Annotated in this window: 19 protein-coding genes; 5 read left to right on the forward strand and 14 right to left on the reverse strand. The window is 56.1% G+C overall.

What is annotated here, in order from left to right; all coding sequences use genetic code 11:
* Positions 1 to 70: 70 nt before the first annotated feature.
* From C8265_RS11725 to C8265_RS11740, 4 genes are read left to right on the forward strand one after another with little or no spacing between them, the layout of a single operon-like run.
* Entirely contained in the window at positions 71 to 721 is a 651-nt protein-coding gene (locus C8265_RS11725) for a lysophospholipid acyltransferase family protein (protein ID WP_108484214.1), read from the forward strand.
* Positions 718 to 1668: a phosphatidate cytidylyltransferase gene (locus tag C8265_RS11730; RefSeq protein WP_108484215.1), complete on the forward strand. Its 951-nt coding sequence runs from the start codon at positions 718 to 720 to the stop codon at positions 1666 to 1668. The genes C8265_RS11725 and C8265_RS11730 overlap by 4 nt, the downstream gene beginning before the upstream one ends.
* Positions 1665 to 2036, forward strand: coding sequence for a hypothetical protein (locus tag C8265_RS11735; RefSeq protein WP_206050334.1), 372 nt, complete (start codon positions 1665 to 1667; stop codon positions 2034 to 2036). Before C8265_RS11730 ends, C8265_RS11735 begins: the two co-directional genes overlap by 4 nt.
* Entirely contained in the window at positions 2036 to 2692 is a 657-nt protein-coding gene (locus C8265_RS11740) for a CDP-alcohol phosphatidyltransferase family protein (RefSeq protein WP_108484352.1), read from the forward strand. The genes C8265_RS11735 and C8265_RS11740 overlap by 1 nt, the downstream gene beginning before the upstream one ends.
* Positions 2693 to 3010: 318 nt before the next feature.
* Here C8265_RS11740 and C8265_RS11745 read toward each other — a convergent pair whose 3' ends face one another.
* The 6 genes from C8265_RS11745 to C8265_RS11770 form a co-directional block, all read right to left on the reverse strand.
* A complete protein-coding gene (locus C8265_RS11745; protein WP_108484217.1) occupies positions 3011 to 4117 on the reverse strand; it encodes a Fic family protein in 1107 nt (368 codons plus the stop codon).
* 243 nt (positions 4118 to 4360) lie between these two features.
* Positions 4361 to 6247 carry a bifunctional sugar phosphate isomerase/epimerase/4-hydroxyphenylpyruvate dioxygenase family protein gene (locus C8265_RS11750; RefSeq protein ID WP_108484218.1) on the reverse strand — a complete coding sequence of 629 codons (1887 nt, stop codon included), beginning with the start codon at positions 6245 to 6247 and terminating at the stop codon, positions 4361 to 4363.
* Positions 6244 to 7095 carry a shikimate dehydrogenase family protein gene (locus C8265_RS11755; protein ID WP_108484219.1) on the reverse strand — a complete coding sequence of 284 codons (852 nt, stop codon included), beginning with the start codon at positions 7093 to 7095 and terminating at the stop codon, positions 6244 to 6246. Before C8265_RS11755 ends, C8265_RS11750 begins: the two co-directional genes overlap by 4 nt.
* Positions 7079 to 8599 (reverse strand): tripartite tricarboxylate transporter permease, encoded by a 1521-nt coding sequence (locus tag C8265_RS11760; RefSeq protein ID WP_108484220.1) that lies wholly within the window; start codon positions 8597 to 8599, stop codon positions 7079 to 7081. Before C8265_RS11760 ends, C8265_RS11755 begins: the two co-directional genes overlap by 17 nt.
* On the reverse strand, positions 8599 to 9174 hold the full coding sequence (locus C8265_RS11765; protein ID WP_108484221.1) for a tripartite tricarboxylate transporter TctB family protein: 576 nt from the start codon (positions 9172 to 9174) through the stop codon (positions 8599 to 8601). Before C8265_RS11765 ends, C8265_RS11760 begins: the two co-directional genes overlap by 1 nt.
* A 134-nt stretch (positions 9175 to 9308) precedes the next feature.
* On the reverse strand, positions 9309 to 10175 hold the full coding sequence (locus C8265_RS11770) for a tripartite tricarboxylate transporter substrate binding protein (RefSeq protein WP_240611055.1): 867 nt from the start codon (positions 10173 to 10175) through the stop codon (positions 9309 to 9311).
* A 291-nt stretch (positions 10176 to 10466) separates the two neighbouring features.
* On the opposite strand from C8265_RS11770, the gene C8265_RS11775 reads away from it, so the two are divergent.
* Positions 10467 to 11156, forward strand: a complete 690-nt coding sequence (locus tag C8265_RS11775; RefSeq protein ID WP_108484223.1) for a TetR/AcrR family transcriptional regulator — start codon at positions 10467 to 10469, stop codon at positions 11154 to 11156.
* 80 nt (positions 11157 to 11236) lie between these two features.
* On the opposite strand, the gene C8265_RS11780 is transcribed toward C8265_RS11775, so the two are convergent.
* The 8 genes from C8265_RS11780 to ggt form a co-directional block, all read right to left on the reverse strand.
* On the reverse strand, positions 11237 to 11581 hold the full coding sequence (locus C8265_RS11780) for a hypothetical protein (protein WP_126623170.1): 345 nt from the start codon (positions 11579 to 11581) through the stop codon (positions 11237 to 11239).
* Between the two features lie 59 nt (positions 11582 to 11640).
* Positions 11641 to 12696 (reverse strand): plasmid replication protein RepC, encoded by a 1056-nt coding sequence (gene repC, locus C8265_RS11785; protein WP_240611056.1) that lies wholly within the window; start codon positions 12694 to 12696, stop codon positions 11641 to 11643.
* Positions 12697 to 12929: 233 nt separating this feature from the next.
* Positions 12930 to 13898 (reverse strand): plasmid partitioning protein RepB, encoded by a 969-nt coding sequence (gene repB, locus C8265_RS11790; RefSeq protein ID WP_240611057.1) that lies wholly within the window; start codon positions 13896 to 13898, stop codon positions 12930 to 12932.
* Positions 13898 to 15097: a plasmid partitioning protein RepA gene (gene repA, locus C8265_RS11795; protein ID WP_108484227.1), complete on the reverse strand. Its 1200-nt coding sequence runs from the start codon at positions 15095 to 15097 to the stop codon at positions 13898 to 13900. Before repA ends, repB begins: the two co-directional genes overlap by 1 nt.
* A 407-nt stretch (positions 15098 to 15504) precedes the next feature.
* Positions 15505 to 16050: a type 1 periplasmic-binding domain-containing protein gene (locus C8265_RS11800; protein ID WP_420818868.1), complete on the reverse strand. Its 546-nt coding sequence runs from the start codon at positions 16048 to 16050 to the stop codon at positions 15505 to 15507.
* 76 nt (positions 16051 to 16126) lie between these two features.
* Positions 16127 to 16240 carry a hypothetical protein gene (locus C8265_RS19980; RefSeq protein ID WP_420818869.1) on the reverse strand — a complete coding sequence of 38 codons (114 nt, stop codon included), beginning with the start codon at positions 16238 to 16240 and terminating at the stop codon, positions 16127 to 16129.
* 21 nt (positions 16241 to 16261) lie between these two features.
* Entirely contained in the window at positions 16262 to 16387 is a 126-nt protein-coding gene (locus tag C8265_RS19910) for a hypothetical protein (RefSeq protein ID WP_276308501.1), read from the reverse strand.
* Positions 16388 to 16510: 123 nt separating this feature from the next.
* Positions 16511 to 18238 (reverse strand): gamma-glutamyltransferase, encoded by a 1728-nt coding sequence (gene ggt / locus C8265_RS11805; protein WP_108484353.1) that lies wholly within the window; start codon positions 18236 to 18238, stop codon positions 16511 to 16513.
* Between the last annotated feature and the right edge of the window lie 315 nt (positions 18239 to 18553).

Raw genomic sequence — 18553 nt, forward strand, 5'->3', positions numbered from 1 at the left:
TGCGCTGGCGATTTCGCTTCTTTAGGAATGGCCGAACGATCGGTGACGAGGTGGTGAAGGTGGTGAAGACGTGCGGACAAATGGATGGAGAGCAGAAATCGTCGGTGGTGCGATCGCGTTTTTCGCGCGCGCAATCACGGCGGTTCAGGCGGTCTGGACAGGGATCGACCCGACACGTCAACGTCAGCGTGTATATTTTGCCAACCACGCCAGCCACGGCGATTTCATTCTGATCTGGTCTGCCTTGCCACCCCGGTTGCGCCGACAGGTGCGCCCCGTTGCCGGAGCGGAGTATTGGGAGCAGGGCCGGTTGCGCCGCTTTATCGGCTCGGACGTTTTCAATGCGGTGCTGATTACCCGCAACGCCGCTGAACGCACGAATGATCCGATCGCGCAGATGGCCGGGGCGCTGGACGATGGCGCATCCCTGATCCTGTTTCCCGAAGGCACGCGCAACCAGACGGATGAGGTGCTTTTGCCATTCAAGAGCGGCCTTTTTCATCTGGCGCGCACCCGGCCCGATATTGATCTGGTGCCCGTCTGGATTGAAAATCTGAACCGGGTTTTACCGAAAGGGGCGTTCATTCCGGTGCCTCTGATGTGCAACGTGAATTTTGGTGCGGCCTTGCACCTGACCGAGAACGAAACCAAGGCTGAGTTTTTGCAAAGATCGCGCGACGCCCTGCTGTCCCTGAGCCCTGCCGCAAAGGTCACCCCATGAACACCGTCCATTCCGACCTTATGACAGTGATTGCGGGCATCGGCGGCGTATTGGTCGTGGCCAGCGTGATCGGATTTATATTGCAACGGCGCCTGTCACCCAACGGACAGAACGACGGGATCGAGAACCTCAATGCCCGGATCCGGGCATGGTGGGTGATGGCCATTGCCATTTCGCTGGCATTTCTGGCCGGGCGCGCCGGGGTGATGATCCTGTTCGCGCTCTGCTCATTTGCGGCCTTGCGTGAGTTCATGACGCTGACCAACGCATCGCGCGCCGATCACAACACGCTGGCGGCCGTTTTTTTCATCGTCCTGCCGGTGCAATATTATCTGGTCTGGACCTCGTGGTATGGGCTGTTCACGATTTTCATTCCGGTCTGGGTGTTTTTGCTGCTGCCCATCGTCTCGGTTCTTTCGGGTGAGGCGCGCAATTTCCTGATCCGCGTGGCCGAAATGCAGTGGGCGCTGATGATCTGTGTCTATTGCGTGTCGCATGTGCCGGCGCTGCTTAACCTCGACATTCCCGAATATAGGGGCCGAGGCGTGCTGCTGATCGCGTTTCTGGTGATCGTCGTGCAGTTGAGCGACGTGTTTCAATATGTCTGGGGCAAACTGATCGGGCGTCACAAGATCGCGCCCAGCCTGTCACCCTCAAAAACCATCGAAGGCTTTGTCGGCGGCAGCCTGACAGCAACGCTGATCGGGGCAAGCCTGTGGTGGATGACACCATTTTCGCCGGTCGAGGCGGGTCTGATGGGGTTTGTTATTACCATCATGGGTTTTCTGGGTGGTCTGGTCATGTCTGCGATCAAGCGTGACCGTGGCGTCAAGGATTGGGGGCACAGCATCGCGGGCCACGGCGGATTTATCGACCGGCTCGACTCGGTGATCTTTGCGGCGCCGGTTTTCTTCCACCTCAGCCGCTACTTCTGGAGCGTGAGTTGAGCGCCGCGTTTACCCGACGGGCGCCGATCCATATGGCAGGGGCGTTTCTTGCGATGGGTGGCTGGGCGGTCTTTGCCAACCGCGCCCATCCGATGCCCGAACCGGTGGTCGCCGGGGTGCTGCAAGGGACGATTTCGGCTGTTATCACGCTGTTTCTGAAACGGATGATTGAGACAGTCGCGGCCCGGCTTGCCGGACTATCCGCGCTGATCGTACCGTCATTGGTGGCGGGCTCGGTGTCGCTCGTGTTGCTGGTTGTGCTGCATGGTCTTGCCAATACGCCCGAGATTGCAGCGACAATTGCTGTTCCGCTGATGGTCTCGACCGGCTATGCCTTCCTCTACAGCCTGTCACTTTGGAGATCATGATGGCCGAGGTGAAAAACCGTCGCCCCCTTGCCAGCCGCCAGACAGGCTGGGCCGTCAGGATATCGCGCTGGCTGGCCGGAACCCGCATCACCCCGAACCAGATTTCAATGATCGGAATGGTCGCGGCGCTGATTGCCGCAGTCTGTTTCTGGGCCGCCGGTGGCGCAGGCGGTGGTCTGCGAGCGCTTTTGTTCGTGGCGGCGGCGCTGTTTGTGCAGCTTCGGCTGCTGTGCAACCTGTTTGATGGCATGGTTGCCATTGAGGCCGGTCGCGCATCGCCCGATGGGGGGTTCTGGAACGAATTTCCAGACCGGATCTCGGACATGCTGATCCTGATGGGCGTTGCACTTTGCATCGGCAGTCCCGCGCTTGGTTGGGCCGCGACGGGTTTTGCCTTTCTGACGGCCTATGTCCGGGAATTGGGCGTCAACGTTGGCGTCGGTGCCGACTTTGCCGGGCCAATGGCCAAACCCCACCGGATGGCATTGGTGACACTGGCCACAATCGTCAGCCTGGCCGAACCTTGGTGGAACGGCACGGGGCAGGTGTTGCGCATGGCCTTGTGGGTGATCACAATCGGGGCTGCCTTCACGGCACTACGTCGGGCGTGGCGCCTTGTGATTAAACTCCGAAGATCAGAGCAGGATAGGGCTTGATGATAGCCGGGCAATCGCGGCGCTGACCAACTGCCTCACCGAGTGTTTGGCGCCAACAGCACTGTCAAAACGCCCAAGTCAAGGGTGCGTTGGGCACCATTTGAAACCGGATTGGGGAGTGCAGACCGTCGTTGCGGAGAGTATCGCATCGCCGACACACCGGGTTCTTATTGCTCGTACATTTTCCATGCTCGCAAGATCCTCGTCAAAACTTGGATCCTGGAACCGGTCGGGTTTGAGGCGTAGTGCGTAGATATATTACATAATTCACATTATAGATATTTTTATAATTCATTGTTCTATTTTTGTTTTTTCTACCTATCGGTCGAAAATTAACCAGTATCGCGTGTGCCGCCGTTCACCGGTCCGTTTTAACCCACCCTTCTCGACCAGGTCTTGCAGATCCCGGGTTGCGGTTGCGCGCGAGGTGCCGGTGATCTTGAGGTAATTTTCGGCGCTGAGCCCGCCTTTGAACCCGGCTGGACCTTCCCGAAACATCCGCGCGATAACCTTGCCTTGACGCTCGTTCAACTGATCGCGGTGCCGGTCGTAAAAATGCGCCTTGCTGATGAAGAACCCGACCCGGTCAAGTGTGACCTGCTGAGCTTTCAGAACAATCTCCGCGAACCACACGAGCCACTCTGTCACGTCCAGCGTTTTCTGATGGTACTCGAGCTGATCGTAATAAGTCTTGCGTTCTTTTTCGATGGTGAAGGCAAGCGCGATGAGGCTCGGCTGGCCAATGTTCTGCGCCAAGGATTTTTCAGCGACGGCGCGGCCCAACCGGCCATTTCCATCCTCGAACGGATGGATACTTTCAAAGTACAGGTGACCAAGCCCCGCACGCGTCAGGGCTGAGAGGGGCCTTGCGCCACCAGGTCCGGTCTGGTTGAACCATTCAACGAAACGCTCCATCTCCGGCGCGACCTGAACTGAAGGAGGCGCTTCAAAATGGATCGTGAGTCGGTCAAGGCGGCCCGAGACGATTTGCATGGCCTCAGGGTGCTGTCGGTACGCGCCGATGGTTTCGAGACTGCGATCATGGGACAGGAGCATGCGGTGCCAGCGAAACAGTGTTTCGTGATTGAGCGGGGCAGCAAAGCCCGAATAAAGATCAACCATCATTTCCGCCACGCCCTGCTCACGCGGTTTGGCGGGATAGCTGTCAGGGTCCAGCCCCATTTGGCGGCGCAAAGATGACTGGACGCTGAGCCGGTCAAGGATTTCGCCCTCGATTGCACTGGTTTGCATCGCTTCTTCGCTGAGAAGTTCGATGCGCAGTTGTTCGCGCTCGGGCTGGCTGACATGATGCACGGCACCGACGATCTCACCCGACGACAGCAGAAATTTCCGCTCGAACGTTTCCAGAACGGTGGCGTCATACCGGAAATCCGGCCAATCGGGCAGTGTCCAGTTCCAAGCCATGAGTTATAGGCATCCCCTCTATAACTCACACATAGATCATTTCTGATGTATAGATGTCAATCCTATCGCTCAGATTGCCCATCAAACAATCAGTCTTATTGTAAAGGATGCCCATGATCGGTTCGCCTGTCAGGTGGGCTTTTGCGGCCCCTACCCTCTCCTTTCCGGAATATCCTGGCCGACCTTTAGCAGCGCCACAAAGCAGCAAGGGCGGCGGCTAACGATCCAATTCACCGCTTGCAATTACGTTCTGGGTATCCCCTTGGGACGCATCAGGCGCTTTTGGGCTGCGATACGGAATGGTGCGTTCGGGCCACCGTATCCATCATAGCCCGGCTCCCTCTGAACAATCTCAAAAAACATCCCGCCGGCAAAGGGTTTCGAGTAAAGCTGATAAAAGGCGCCGTTTGCATCCTCGTCATACAGGATGCTGTATCTCTCAAGTTGCGCCAGAACTGCGGGATCAAAATCAAACCGGGCCGCAAGATCGGCGTAATAGTTGGATGAGATCGGCAAGGCTTCGAAGCCACGCGAAGACAGCGCCTTGGCTGTTTCGAATATGTCATCGGTTGCCAGCGCAATATGCTGGACAGACGCATGAAAGCTGTCCGCCAGAAAGCTACCCGCCATGGTGCGGTGCGTTTCGGCCCCGTTCAGCGTAACACGCAGGGCACCACCGGGTGTCGACAGTGCCTGACTGCGCACCAGGCCGTCAGGGTCCACCACATCGACCATCGGCGATTTGGTCATGTCAAACAGCGTTGTATAGAAAAGCGACCAACTTAGCATTTCATCATAGCTCATGGTCTGGGCGATGTGGTCAACTTCGGTCAGGCCTGCGTGTCCGCTGTCTGCCTCGACCGGCGTGAATTCGACATCCCAAACCTCGGCCATACCGCTGGTCTGATCTATGAAATGCAGAACGCTTCCGCTTTGCCCCCGAATAGCGGGAATATCAAGCTGTCCGGCGTCCACCGGTTGACTGAATAAATCAGCGCCCAACTGTTGTGCGCGCAAGACCGTATTCGCCGCGTCATTAACCGCGATGCCAATATCGCAAACAGTGGTGCCATGTGTGGTGTAGGCGTTGCCGGCATATCCTTCGCTTTCCTTGTTCAGAAGGATTCGGATGTTGTTCTGTGTCCACAACGACAGGTTTTTGCTGACATGGTTTGCCGAATGCTGAAAGCCAAGGGTGCGCAACAGGGTTTCCAGTGTTTGTGCCTCGCTGCCCCTGCTGGCAAATTCGATAAAGGATAAGCCTTCGGTTTTCGCCCGTGCTGGCATAGGGGGCAGATCTATTTCGAGCGACGGCTCTGCGACGCGCACATCATCCATCAGCGATATCAAAGAGCGATATCCGTCTTTTGCAATATTCCGAGCGCATCCACTGCGGAACTGGTCATTGAATATTTCCAGCGATATCGGGCCTTTATATCCGGTCGCCATCACCGCTCGCATGAATGCGGTGATATCCAGATCACCATCTCCGGGCATGTTGCGAAAGTGGCGTGACCAGTACAGCAGATCCATATCGATTGCCGGAGCATCGGCAAGCTGGACAAAGAAAATCTTGTCGCCGGGAATGCGTCTGATTGTATCGGGGTCGATATTACGTGCCAACGTGTGAAAACTGTCCAGCATTATTCCGATATTGGCGTGATCCGCACGGCGCACAATTTCCCATGCGTCACGGTGATCGTTGACATGTTTCCCCCACGCCAGTGCCTCAAACCCCACGCGAATACCACGTTTTGCCGCACGGGCCCCCAGTTCGTGAAAATCTGCCGCCGCGCGGTCAATCCCGCCAAGGGCTGCGGGATGACAAGAGGAGCAGACAAGCATCATATCCGTGCCCAACTCTTGCATCAGGTCAAACTTGTGTTCTGCCCGGTCAAACGCTTTCGTGCGCAAAGGCTCGGGCAACCCTTCAAAATCCCTGAAAGGTTGAAAAAGCATAACCTCCAGACCCATCCCACGGATCATATCCCCGACTTCGCGGGGGTTGCCATCATGGGCGATGAAATCCTGTTCAAAAATCTCGATCCCGTCAAAACCGGCGGCTGCGATGGCTTCCAGTTTTTCGCGCAGGTTGCCCGCGATCGAGACGGTAGCTATGGATGTCTTCACAGGTATTCTCCTTGAATAGCGGCGCGTAGGGCTTCGTGGTCCAATTTCGCACCGGTAAAAATGTTCCATGCATCCACACCCTGGCCAAAGAACAACTCATAGCCTGAGATCACCGTCAGGCCCTGTTGGTCTGCGGCTTGCAAAAATTCGGTCTGCACGGGGGTGTAGACCGCATCCAGAGCCCATGTTGCGCCCTGCAGGGCTGCGGGGGCGAGGGGCGTTCCGCCAATGCCGACCATGCCCAAAGGTGTGCAGTTGATGATACCGTCAGCACCCTTTGCAGCGGTTTCTGCATCGTCATATGTTTCGATACGTGTGTCTGATCCAAGGGCGGTCAGCGCATCCGCCAGTGCCCGCGCTTTTGGCGCGACCAGATCGACACAGCGGATCGTACGCGCGTTCAGCGCGATCAGGCCAAAGGCAACCGCCTTTCCCACGCCGCCTGTACCGATCAGGCACACTGTGCCGGGGTTTTGTGTGCCGCGAATCCTGCGATAGGCACTCATGAAGCCCGTGTAATCCGTGTTGAATCCTTCCGCGACTGCAGAACCAAATATCACGGTATTGACGGCACCAATAGCACGCGTCAGCGGATCAGACACTGTCACGCGTTTCGCGGCCGTTTCCTTATATGGATAGGTCACGTTGATGCCGCGAAAGCCGCTCGTCCTTGCGTAATCGAACACCTCATCAAACGACAGCCCCATATCCTTGGGGATCAACCTGTCATAGCTCACGTTCAATCCCGCCAGGGCCCCGGCAGCGCAATGCAGCCTGGGCGACTGTGACCGGGTGATGTTATCCCCGATCAGGCCGAGTTTTACGGTCTTGCTAAACGTTTTGGTCATGACCAACCTGTTTGAACAGCCGTTTTTTAACAGCGGTCCACAAGGGTGTCTGACTGACAAAGATCATGATTACCGCTACGAACAGAACAAATGACAGCGGGCTGGTCAGGATACCCTCGAAAAAGCGGCCCAGATCCTCACGCTCGGAAATGATGGCACGGCGCCAGTTGTCATCCAACAGCCGCGACAGGATCACGCCCAGGATCACCGGGCCAAGCGGATAGCCATAATGGCGCATGAAATATCCAAAAACACCAAAGATGAGCATCCAATAAATATCGGTGATCGAGTTGTTGACCGCATAGGCCCCCACGATCGACAGCAGCAGGATCAGCGGAATGATTATGCTGCGAGGCATCTCGACAATCTTGGTAAAGACCTTGATCCCCGTGAGGCCAAAAACCAGCATGAAAATATTGGCGGTGAACAAGGCGCCGACGATGAACCAGAACATGTCAGGCTGATCGATCATAAGCATCGGGCCGGGATTCAGGCCGTGAACAAACAGCGCACCCAGCAGGATCGCCGTCACCGCGTCGCCCGGAATACCCAGCGTCATCATGGGAATGAATGCGCCGCCGACGGCCGCGTTATTGGCGGATTCGGGGGCCACCAGCCCTTCCATTGCGCCCTCACCAAATGGCACTTCGGGGTTCTTTGTCACGCGTTTGGCATGGTCATAGGCCATAAGGGCCGCGATATCGCCACCGGTGCCGGGCAACGCCCCAATGACCACGCCAATGGTCGAGGTTTGCAGCGACAAGGGCAGGTATTTTTTGACTATGCTGAAAGACGGAATAATCTTGTCGACCTTCTGACGTACTGATTTCTTGTCGATATTCTGTAGCTGCAGCAAGGCTTCGGAAACGCCAAACATACCGATCATTACAGCAACAAATGAAATTCCACCCTCCATGATCTGCAGATCAAAGGTGAAACGTTCGGTGAATGTCAGCGGGTCGCGCCCCACCGCCCCGATGGCCAGCCCGAAAGCACCGGCAAAGATACCTTTGACCAGTGATCCGGTCGACAGAGAGCCAACCAGTAATATGCCCAGAACGGCAAGCAGCATGTAATCGCGCGGTTGGAATGTAAGAGCGAAATCAGCCACAAAAGGAGCGGCAAGCGCCAAAACAAGAATACCAATCAACCCGCCAAAGAACGAGATCACGGTGGTGACACCGATGGCTTCTCCTGCCTCACCGCGCTGCGCCATGGGATAGCCGTCCATGGCTGTGGCAATGGACGAAGGCGCGCCCGGAATGTTGAGCAGAATCGCTGTGCGCGACCCGCCGAAAACGCCACCCATATAAATGCCAACCATGATCGAGATTGCCGGATATACGTCCCATGAAAATGTAAAGGAAATCAGGATGGAAACGGCCATCGTGACCGACAAGCCAGGGATCGCCCCGATATAGATACCGGCAAATGTGCCGACACCAACAAGCAACAGCAGTTCGGGGTGGGTGAAAATTGTAAGAATTGCCATCATGGTGTCCATCAGGACGGCCCCCCTACGGTCAGATTACGAAAGAACTGAAGGAATTCGGCTTCGGGCAAGATGCCTGTCGGCAGCAACACAGTGAACACCACGCGAAAGGTGACCCAGATTACAAAGAGAGAACCCAGTGATATGGAGAGCGTATAAATCCAGCTCTTACGGGCGAGCAGCTTGATCGAAACAATGAGAAACAACGCCGCGGTAGGAACAAAACCCAGAGGTTTGAGCAGCACGCTGAAAACCACCAGTAGCGCGATAAAGAAAAGGGCGGTGCCAGGCAGGATATCCTTGGAGAGTGTCTCGGTTTTTACCATTGGCCGGCGCGCGGTGCGGATCACGATCACAATGGCCGAAATGCTCATCGCAAGGGTGACAGCCATTGGTACCGAACCGGCGGAAGACAGAGATTCAAACCCCGCGATGCCATAAGCGTTATAAAGCAGGCCCAGACTGGCGGCTGTGAGAAACAGGGCAAAGACTAATTCTCCGGGCCTGCGTTGTTTGGGGTATCCGCCGGGTATCGCGTCGGATGTTCCGTCATGGTGGTCGCTGTCGCCTCTGAATTCCGGATCCATAAAGGTCTTCTCCCTGAAAGTTGTGCGCGTCCCTTTCGAAATGCACAGTGCCGCCCAAGCCTTGTAGGGCGCGGGCGGCGCCGGTTTTACCGGCAGGCCAACTGGCCTGCCTCCTGACAACAGGTGTCAGGGGATTACGGACGTGCGATTCCGAATTCCTCGGGCGATACTTTGGTCAGCCCCGCGTCTTGCAAAAGCCATGAGGTGACCCGCTGCCATTTTGTAACGAACTCGGTCGCTTCAGCGCCGCTGATCCCCATCATGGTGAATCCGCGACCTTCCATCAGGTTTACAAAATCAGGGTGCGCTGCGGCCTCCGCGTAAGCAACGCTCAGCTTTTCAACAACATCGTCAGGCGTGCCGTTTGGAGCGAATACACCAAAGAACGGACCCCATGGCAGGTACGCGGCGTAAGCTTCGTCAATTTCGGTGATCAGCGCCACATCAGGGAGCGTGGTGTTTTTCACGGTATCAAAAATCGCGATCGGCTTCATCTTGCCTGCACGGATGTATTCGATCGCGGCACCCACACCCGTTGGATACACATCAATCGCGCCACTCTGAAGAGCGGTCAACGCCGGACCATCGCCATCATAAGGAACGTTGATCACATCGATCTCGCCCTCAACAGAGTTGATCATGGCTGTGATAACCGAAGGCAGGCCGCCAGGGCCTGTGGCGCCCATTCTCAATTCGCCAGGATTCTCGGCAATATACGCCATCATCCCGGCGTAGTCGTCATAAGGTGCATCCTTGCCGGCCACGAGCATCGGTGTACCACGTGCCAGAATGTTGATCGGCGTAAACTCTGAATAATCTTTGTCGCCAAGCCCCATCACTTTGTAAAGCTGGGGGTTTTCCGCGCCCATCAGCAAAGTGTACCCGTCAGCGTCGGAGTTTGCCACATGGTTAAGTGCAATGGCCCCCACCGCACCCGTCATATTCTGCATGACCACCGTGCCGCCCAACACCTCTTCGGCGTGGGGGGTGACGGCGCGCATGACGGCGTCGGTTGACCCGCCAGCACCCCATTGGATGATACCCTGAATTTCTTTTTCCGGAAATTGCTGGGCGCTCGCGACGGTCGCTCCCAGTCCAAGTGCGACGAATGCGCCAATTAATGCCTTAGACATCCCTGTCCTCCTTTTGATTTCTTCGGCGGGTGATTCTGTGCTCCCATCACCTGCTGCGGCGTTTATATGTACCCAGGGGTTAATTAGTCAAACCAAATGTACCGCAGGGTTCAATTCGTGCTATTCAGCATATGAATCAGCTGAGGAAGGGCGGAATCGATGGATAAAATTGGTAACTGTGCCACTCAAAAGCGCAAGACGTCATGGAAGAAAGACCCAGAAGCGGTAAAAGAGAACATTCTGACGATCGCTACCGAAGAGTTTGCCAGATACGGCCTGTCGGGCGGCAATATCAACGAGATCGCGAGCAAGACATCAACCTCCAAGCGGATGATTTATTATTACTTCGGCGACAAGGAGGGTCTTTATACCCATGTGCTGGAACGGGTCTATTCTTCCCTACGTGAGGCAGAGCAGCAGCTTGATGTCACCGACCTTGAGCCGGTAGCGGCCTTGCGCCGGCTGACCGAGGCCACCTTTGATTCCCACGTCGGCAATCCCCAGTTTGTCCGGCTGGTCATGATCGAAAACATCCATAATGCCGAATATGTCCGCAAATCCGGGATCATTCCCAAACTTAACAAGTCGATCATCGACAAACTGGCGTCAGTTTGTGAACGCGGCAAGGCAATCGGCGTGTTTCGCAACGATGCTGAACCGCTTGAGCTACACTGGATGACCAGCTCCGCCAGCTTTTATTATGTTTCCAACCGCGCGACATTCTCAACCTCGTTCGGGAATAATCTCTTTACCGATGACGGACAAAAACGCATCCGCAGCAGGGTTGCAGATATGGTTCTGGGCGCAGTTGTGATCGGCTACCAGCCAGATTCAGGAGTCATACCTTGACATAGATCCTGATTGTTACGCTGCCGATATATTTGATTATCCTGCCCGGATATTCAGCCGTTCGCACCGGGTATATCGTTTCATCGCTCAGCCAGTTCACATTGAAACTTTGCCTGCCTGCGCTGACTTCGTTTACCTTTACGACGGACCATGCCCGCCGTCTTTTTTGTGGTCTGGCAGATCACCCCCCTGCCCCGCGATCCCACGCTGGTGTCGAATCTGGCCAGCGTATTCCTCTTCCAGCAATTGATACCTGAACACAGTTCGGCTTGGGCCTTGCCCTTCCCACCGGTTATCGATGCAATATCACCGGAGAATTGTAGTTGTCCGTGGTAGCCATAGGTCAGATCGAAGGACACCTCGATCCATTTTCGTCCCTGGACAGCAACATTCACAGCGTCGGATTGCGACTTATCCGTCGCCATGGGTGAGATCCTGCAGCGTGACGGAGAAGAGACTGGCATGATGTCCACCGCGGTGGACATCATGTGGGTACGCCTTCGGAGTTTGCCAATCTTTCGAGCAAACGAGATGGATCGAACTGATGTACGCGTCTGCCCAGCGTTATGCTGTGGAAATAAGCACCGAAATTTCGAATGCGATTGCCAAATTTGAGCATGAGGAAAACAGCACTGGAAGCTTCTCGATTTCCGATGGCTTTCTTGGCCTTTTCGAAAGTCGAGGCGTGTATGCCCATCATAGGCGCCAAAGTTTTGGCATGATGTTCCACATCTTCCCAAGTTCTAAGTGTTTTCGGAGCGAGCGCTGTTGCCTGATCGCATATTGAAGTTAAAGTCCTGACCTCGGGCTTTTGCGATCTTTCTAAATCTATATCTTCTTTTATTGACTTAGAATGATGCCGGGCAATTTGTCCGTCATTGGCGGACAAATGGGTTGTTTCGGGCACGTCCACCGCGGTGGACATCAGATCACATTCAGCCTGTGCCTTGGCATGCAGCGCGTGATACTCAGCCAGTGACAGCTTCCTTCTGAGGGTTTTCCGGACCTCTGATGGAAATGTGCTTTCGGGCCAAAACTCCTCTATCTGGGCAAGTCTAGTGAGGATTTGTTTGCGAACAAAGATACAATCACGCCGCCTGTTCTCCACTTCCTGAGCCATCTCCATGAGCTCGTTCGCACGTCCGATCAAAGGAGAAAGGGACAGCCCATAGCTGATGGATTGACCGCCTGAGGAACGAACACGATAGCGTTTGCGGTTCGGGCTGTCACGGCGTGTCATGAAGCCGAGTTCGACAAAACGATCGATGTGTCTGCGAAGAGTCCGTTCATCAATACCTCCGACACGGCGGCAAATCTGAAAGTTTGAGGCAAACACCGTTTCACCCTGCCCCGGCTTTAGAAAACTGAGCATGGCTTGGAGTGTGTGCATGTGATTTGGCCGAAGCCCAAATTGGCTGTGTGAGTCTCTGAGAGCCCTGAAGATGACCCAGATATCGGTCTCAGTCTTCGATGTTGCTTCGTCGATGGCTTGGTAAGCCTTGCTGTGTTTGATGGACAGTTTTGTGAATGTCATGTGCATTTGAACGAGGGCTGTTTACCCACACCTTCCCCATCTCCTCCCGCGGGTCAGCGCGAGAAAAGGCAATAAAAAGCTGTCCACCGAATCGGTGACTCTTGACCGCATTGTTGGAGATTGCTACATCATAGGTGCAAAACTGATGATGAGGGCTCTCCGGGGGAAACCTTGGAGGGCTCTTTTCTTTTTGGCCTTCGTCTCTCTCCTCTGCTCGTGTTTCTGGTTGTAGCCGGGGGTCAGCCCCCCGAGCCTCTCTCATTCCGCCATTGGTCGAAAAGCTGGCGAAGCACTGCTTCGGCGTTCTCTTCGACCCATTGACCAAATTTCGGGTTATCCTTCCGCGTGATCTTGATGGCGACGGATCGACCATCGCTGGCAAGCATGGCAAGCCGCGCGCCGCTTGCATCTCTGACCACACTGGACTGACTTGGGGTGTTTCGTTTTGCGACACCACGTGCCTTGCGAGAGGCCGAATCGAAGACGGCCTGAAACTTCTCGGGGCTTGGCGTATCGTTTTTTACCAAAGAGAGTGTCTCTCTTGCGATATCCAACAAGGGAGCTTTCTTGGACAGCGCGGCCAGATCCCCCCATTGGCGCCGACCGATGCCATGTGCCGGCCCAATGAGGCGGATAAGTTCGTCTGGCAATTGCTCGATCACCACGCGATGGTTCGAGACGCCTTGGCGGCTAAGGCCCAAGGCATCCTGAATGACACCGGGCTTGTATCCTGCTTCCTGCATCTCTCTGATAAACAATGCCTTCTCGATGAAAGACGGGTCCAGTCTAAGATTGTTCTCCTGGCCTTGCGCGATCAGGGACGCGTCGTCGTCCAACGTTCGCACAATCGCTTTGACTGTCCCGCCAACCTTTCGGATGGCAGCAAGTCGGCGGCGACCGTAAATGACACGATACCGATCTGGCTGGTCCGAAGGGCGGACCATGATCGGCACTTGCTGACCATGCTTTCGAATACTTTCGGCAAGCTCATTTATACTGCCGTCTTCCAGCATAAGACGGTCACGCAAACCGTCTATGTCAATCCGGTCAGGATCAATGTCGCGAATTGAATTGGCTGTGATCTCGCGCAAGGAATCACGCAACCCGCCGACAGAACCCGGAAGTCTGGAAGTTTTTGCCGGGGCAGGGGGGGCGGCCGTGACTTCTAAATCCTCTTTCGGCGGCTGGTTAAAGATGTTGCGAGCCATCAGCGCCGCCCCCATGCCATCTGAATTGTTTGTTCCAGCTCATCAGCGACGCTGTTTATACTCGTCAGCGCACGATCAAGCGTTTTCCGGATGAGCTGGTTCGGATCTACCTCGTAAATGGTCTGTTGTGTCATGCCCGCGTCGGAGATCGCGGTGGATTTCAACATCGGTTCCGTCATGACTTGTCCTGCCAAAATGGACCGCAGGTATCCGGCCATCTGTGTCTGGGGGCCATCGGACGGCTCGTATCGCGTGACCAGGAACTTGACAAAGTCCCATGTGACGCGCCTGTCGATGGCCTCTTCGACAGCTTTTACTGTCTCGGACGCCAGCTTGAGGAATTGGCTCATTGACGCAATGTCGAGCATCCCCGGAACGACCGTGACAAGAAGGCCTGTCGATGCGGACAGTGCTGTCAATGTCAAAAAGCCCAATTGAGGGGGGCAGTCGATCAGGACGATATCGTAGTCGCCATCGACCTCTTCCAAGGCCAGAGCCAGGCGTTCGGCAAAGATCGGTTGGGCCCTGCGGGCAAGTGCATTTGCGGTCTCGGTTTCGTACTCGGAAAGCATCAGACCGGCAGGAACCATGTCGAGCTTGTGAAAATAGGTCTTTTGAATGACCTCTGAGAGGGGAACCTGATCTTCATACCGCAAAGCGTCGTAAATGGTGCCGCCGTCCGCGAACTCCAGTTCAGGTCGAAAGCCAAAGAAAGTCGTCAGGCTGGCCTGAGGGTCCAGGTCAAGAACAAGCACGCGATAGCCTCGCAAAGCATAACGTTGCGCCAGGTGAATCGTCGCCGTCGTCTTGGACGACCCACCCTTGAAGTTGACCACCGAAATCACCTGAAGGTGATCACCCTCCCGCCGTCCGGGACGATAGGCGTCCGCGTTCTTTCCGGTGCGACCAAGGATTTCGCGCAGAGTGTCTACTTCCTCGGCGCTGTAAAACCTGTGGCCGCGATTATCGGTGTGAACGTCGGGAAAGCTCCCGTCCTTATGTCGATTGCGCAGGTTTGATGTGCTGACGCGGAGCACACTCGCGACTTCAGTCGAACTGAAGCGTCTCAAAGACTTGCGCTCTTCCGGCTCGAACGCGATTTTCATCTGCCGATCAAGTGACTCGGCCAGATTGTCTGCGAAGGCTCCGATATCGGATGAGCCTACACCTTGCGTAAATCCAGCGTTGCGATCATCCATGTTCTGCCGCCTCTCGTGGCCTTTTCGAAGGCTCTTTCTCATTCTGACGATCAAAAGTACGCCTGACGCGTTTCGCCGTCAGAATGGAAATGCCATGAACACGCGCATCCGGCAAGAAGAATATAGAGGTGGTGTATAAGTTACCCACATTGCCAATGCACTGCGCCCGCATACTTGTCACATAAGCCATTGAACCTAATATATAAACGGATTTTTCATATATCCTTTTTTCAACACGAGAAATTCGGCCAGCGTGACTCCGTAACCTCCCACCCATGTTGGGAAATCCGAGATTCCGTGGCTTAGGCGGAATGATTCTGGAAACATGATGTTGGCTGCAGCGTGAGATCACGATCACGGTCGAAGACAGGTTTGAACCGCCCCGGATTTGTCGAAGACCATCAAGTTTAACTAAGGATGATGGTTATGAAAAATGCAAACTGGCAGATCGCGACCCTCCTAAGGTCCGCGTACGGCCTGCGATTGCATGACCGTGTCGGGATTGCCGTCGGCGATGATCCGGGTTGCGACCACTGCTTGCCGGTTGCCTGCTCATAATGCTCGGCCAACGCCTGGGTCGGCTGACCCGTCAGCGACGATGAAAACGGATGCGACCCCGACCACCAGATTTCGCTGGAAAGGTTGTGGCCCAGATCGCCAAGAGCCTCGACCGCGGGCGGGAACAGGATGGCCTTGGCGATGGTCGCCACCTTGGGCGAAAAGCCGCGCTGGCAGGTCTGGGTCCAGAAGGTTGTGAAATCCGGCGGAAGTGGCGCACCGGTCAGCATCTGGCACTCGCGCTCTTCAAACAGGGCGATAACCGCGCTGAAATCTTCTGTCAGATTGCGAGAGAATCCCGATGGCACGACCTCGTAACCGTGCGTGGCAAACAGGGCAGGGGAGCCGTTGAGCTCATCGGCCCATTCGCGTCCATCCTCATCGTTGGGGAACAACCTGCCGACGATGCCGTTGATCTCAAGCCCGCCGACAAAGACCTTACGCGCGACGCTGTACCGGTGATGGACCTGTTTATGTCCTGAGTTGGCCGTCTGCCTTTTCGCCGATGGTTTGGAAGTCGCGGGGGCTGATATCGAACCGCTCTTTGAACTTGCGTGAGAGGAACGAGTGGTTCTCAAAGCCCACGGCGAACGCGATTTCCGTAATCTACTTGCCGGCTGACGACCGCTCGGGCAAAAGTTCAGCAGCGCGTTGCAGGCGGATTTCCATGATGACTTTCGGGAAACTGGTTCCGCAGCTGCCGATAATCCTGTCGCGGTTGCGCCGCGACATGCCAAGATCCGTCGCAACCGTTCCGACATTCAGGCCAGGATCATCGAGGTGAACGCCGGCGACATTTCCGTGTTACCGAACGCAAATAGGGCGGGCGATTTTCGGCTCGCCCGCCCCAAGGGATCAATATCCGCGTGCCGCCGAACTGGTCTGGCGCGTGTCGGCACCGCCCAGCAACAGGCCGCTTTCGTCATCCACAAGGATCGATTGTGCCGAGCCCATGGTCGACATCACCTCGACCACATGGCCCTTGGCCTCAAGGGCGGCGACGGTGTCGCGGCTCAGCCCTTCTTCGACCCGCACCACTTCGGGCAACCACTGGTGGTGGATGCGCGGTGCAATGGTCGCCTCGGCCACGTTCATGCCGTGATCGATCACGTTCATGATCATCTGCGTCACCGTGGTGATGATCCGCGACCCACCCGGGCTGCCGGTGACCATGAACACCTTGCCATCCTTCATGACCATGGTCGGGCTCATCGACGACAGGGGCCGTTTGCCGGGTTCCACGGCGTTGGCATCGCCCCCAAGAAGGCCATAGGCGTTCATCACGCCGGGCTTGGCGGCGAAATCGTCCATCTCGTTGTTCATCAACACGCCGGTGCCATCCGCAACCATGCCCGATCCGTAGGAAAAGTTGATCGTATAGGTGTTGGATACCGCGTTCCCATCCTTGTCCACGATCGAATAATGGGTCGTCTGATCGCTTTCATAGGGGGCCAGATCCGCTGGCTTGATCTCTTCCGACGGCGTGGCGCGGCTCAGGGAAATGCCCTTGCGGATGTCGGCGGCATAGTCCTTGGACATCAGTTCCGCTTGCGGCACGTCATAGAACTCGGGATCGCCCAGATATTCGGACCGGTCCGCATAGGCGCGCTTCATCGCTTCGGCCATCAGGTGAATCGTATCGGCCGAGTTGTGGCCCAGCCAGCCGATGGGATATTCCTCGAGTGTGTTCAGGATCTGCACGATGTGAATCCCGCCCGACGACGGCGGCGGCATCGAAACGATTTCGTACCCGCGATAGGTGCCGCTTACGGGGTCGCGGTTGATTGCCTTGTAGCCCGCCATGTCATCCATTGTGATCCGACCGCCCGAGGCCTGCACCGCATCGACGATGCCCTGTGCGGTCTGCCCCTTGTAAAAACCGTCGGGGCCTTCATCGGCGATCCGCTGAAGCGTTGCCGCCAGATCAGATTGGATCAGCCGGTCGCCCGGCTCATAGAACGCGCCGCCTTCCTTATAAAAGATCGCCTCGGAGGAGGGCCATTTCTTCAGCCGCTGCTCCAACCCCTTCAGGCTGTCGGCCAGATCAGCGGTGACGACGATGCCGTCGCGCGCCAGCTTGATGGCGGGTTGCAGCACCTCTGACAGGCTCATCGTGCCGTATTCATCCAACACCATCTGCATCCCTGCAACGGTGCCGGGCACGCCGGTTGCAAGCCCGGTAAAACGCGATTTCTCGCTGTCGGCATTGCCGGCATCATCAAGGAACATGTCGCGATCCGCGGTCATCGGCGCCATCTCGCGATAGTCGATGGCCTTGGTTTCGCCGGTCTCGGCGTCATGCACGATCATGAAGCCGCCACCGCCAAGGTTGCCCGCCCGCGGCAGGGTCACGGCCAGCGCAAAGGCCACGGCGACACCGGCATCGGCCGCATTACCGCCCGCTTCCAGGATGTCACGCCCGACCTCCGCCGCGATTTCCTCCTGGGCGACAACCATGCCGTTTTCGGCCCATGCGGGGTGAATGCGATCCATGCCGCTGTAAATCGCGGCCTCTTGCGATACCCCCATGACCGGCGTCAGCGCCAGTGCGCCGCTGGTCAACAGTACAAATGCTCGTTTCATCGTCATTCCCCCATTGATTGTTCGTCACACCAAAACCTACCGAGGGTTGATCGCATCGGCAACCCGCATCAACCTGCCGATACCAGAGTCGCGGCGCAGGGCCGATCATCAGGCCAATGCGCAATAGCTGAACTGTTAACGTACAACAGTCCTGCTGCGTACATAATAGCGTCCATCAGAGTAAAGCCGGGTCTGTGCCGTGCCTTTACGTTGCGTACCAAGCCAAGTGCATCCGGCAGACCGGCGGATATTTCGCGACCCAAGGGTTCGATCCGAAAACAGATCAAAATGATGAACGACACTTTTACGTCACAC

Origin of the sequence: Oceaniglobus ichthyenteri (genome assembly GCF_003057885.1) — a bacterium.
Taxonomy (GTDB): domain Bacteria; phylum Pseudomonadota; class Alphaproteobacteria; order Rhodobacterales; family Rhodobacteraceae; genus Oceaniglobus; species Oceaniglobus ichthyenteri.

Excerpts from the sequence above, each read along its gene's own strand:
- C8265_RS11730 (WP_108484215.1), top strand. The coding sequence starts at position 718 with ATGAACACCGTCCATTCCGACCTTATGACAGTGATTGCGGGCATCGGC.
- C8265_RS11740 (WP_108484352.1), top strand. The coding sequence starts at position 2,036 with ATGGCCGAGGTGAAAAACCGTCGCCCCCTTGCCAGCCGCCAGACAGGC.
- C8265_RS11745 (WP_108484217.1), bottom strand. The coding sequence starts at position 4,117 with ATGGCTTGGAACTGGACACTGCCCGATTGGCCGGATTTCCGGTATGAC.
- C8265_RS11755 (WP_108484219.1), bottom strand. The coding sequence starts at position 7,095 with ATGACCAAAACGTTTAGCAAGACCGTAAAACTCGGCCTGATCGGGGAT.
- C8265_RS11760 (WP_108484220.1), bottom strand. The coding sequence starts at position 8,599 with ATGGACACCATGATGGCAATTCTTACAATTTTCACCCACCCCGAACTG.
- C8265_RS11765 (WP_108484221.1), bottom strand. The coding sequence starts at position 9,174 with ATGGATCCGGAATTCAGAGGCGACAGCGACCACCATGACGGAACATCC.
- C8265_RS11770 (WP_240611055.1), bottom strand. The coding sequence starts at position 10,175 with ATGCGCGCCGTCACCCCCCACGCCGAAGAGGTGTTGGGCGGCACGGTG.
- C8265_RS11775 (WP_108484223.1), top strand. The coding sequence starts at position 10,467 with ATGGATAAAATTGGTAACTGTGCCACTCAAAAGCGCAAGACGTCATGG.
- C8265_RS11780 (WP_126623170.1), bottom strand. The coding sequence starts at position 11,581 with ATGGCGACGGATAAGTCGCAATCCGACGCTGTGAATGTTGCTGTCCAG.
- repC (WP_240611056.1), bottom strand. The coding sequence starts at position 12,696 with ATGCACATGACATTCACAAAACTGTCCATCAAACACAGCAAGGCTTAC.
- repB (WP_240611057.1), bottom strand. The coding sequence starts at position 13,898 with ATGGCTCGCAACATCTTTAACCAGCCGCCGAAAGAGGATTTAGAAGTC.
- repA (WP_108484227.1), bottom strand. The coding sequence starts at position 15,097 with ATGGATGATCGCAACGCTGGATTTACGCAAGGTGTAGGCTCATCCGAT.
- C8265_RS19910 (WP_276308501.1), bottom strand. The coding sequence starts at position 16,387 with ATGTCGCGGCGCAACCGCGACAGGATTATCGGCAGCTGCGGAACCAGT.
- ggt (WP_108484353.1), bottom strand. The coding sequence starts at position 18,238 with ATGAAACGAGCATTTGTACTGTTGACCAGCGGCGCACTGGCGCTGACG.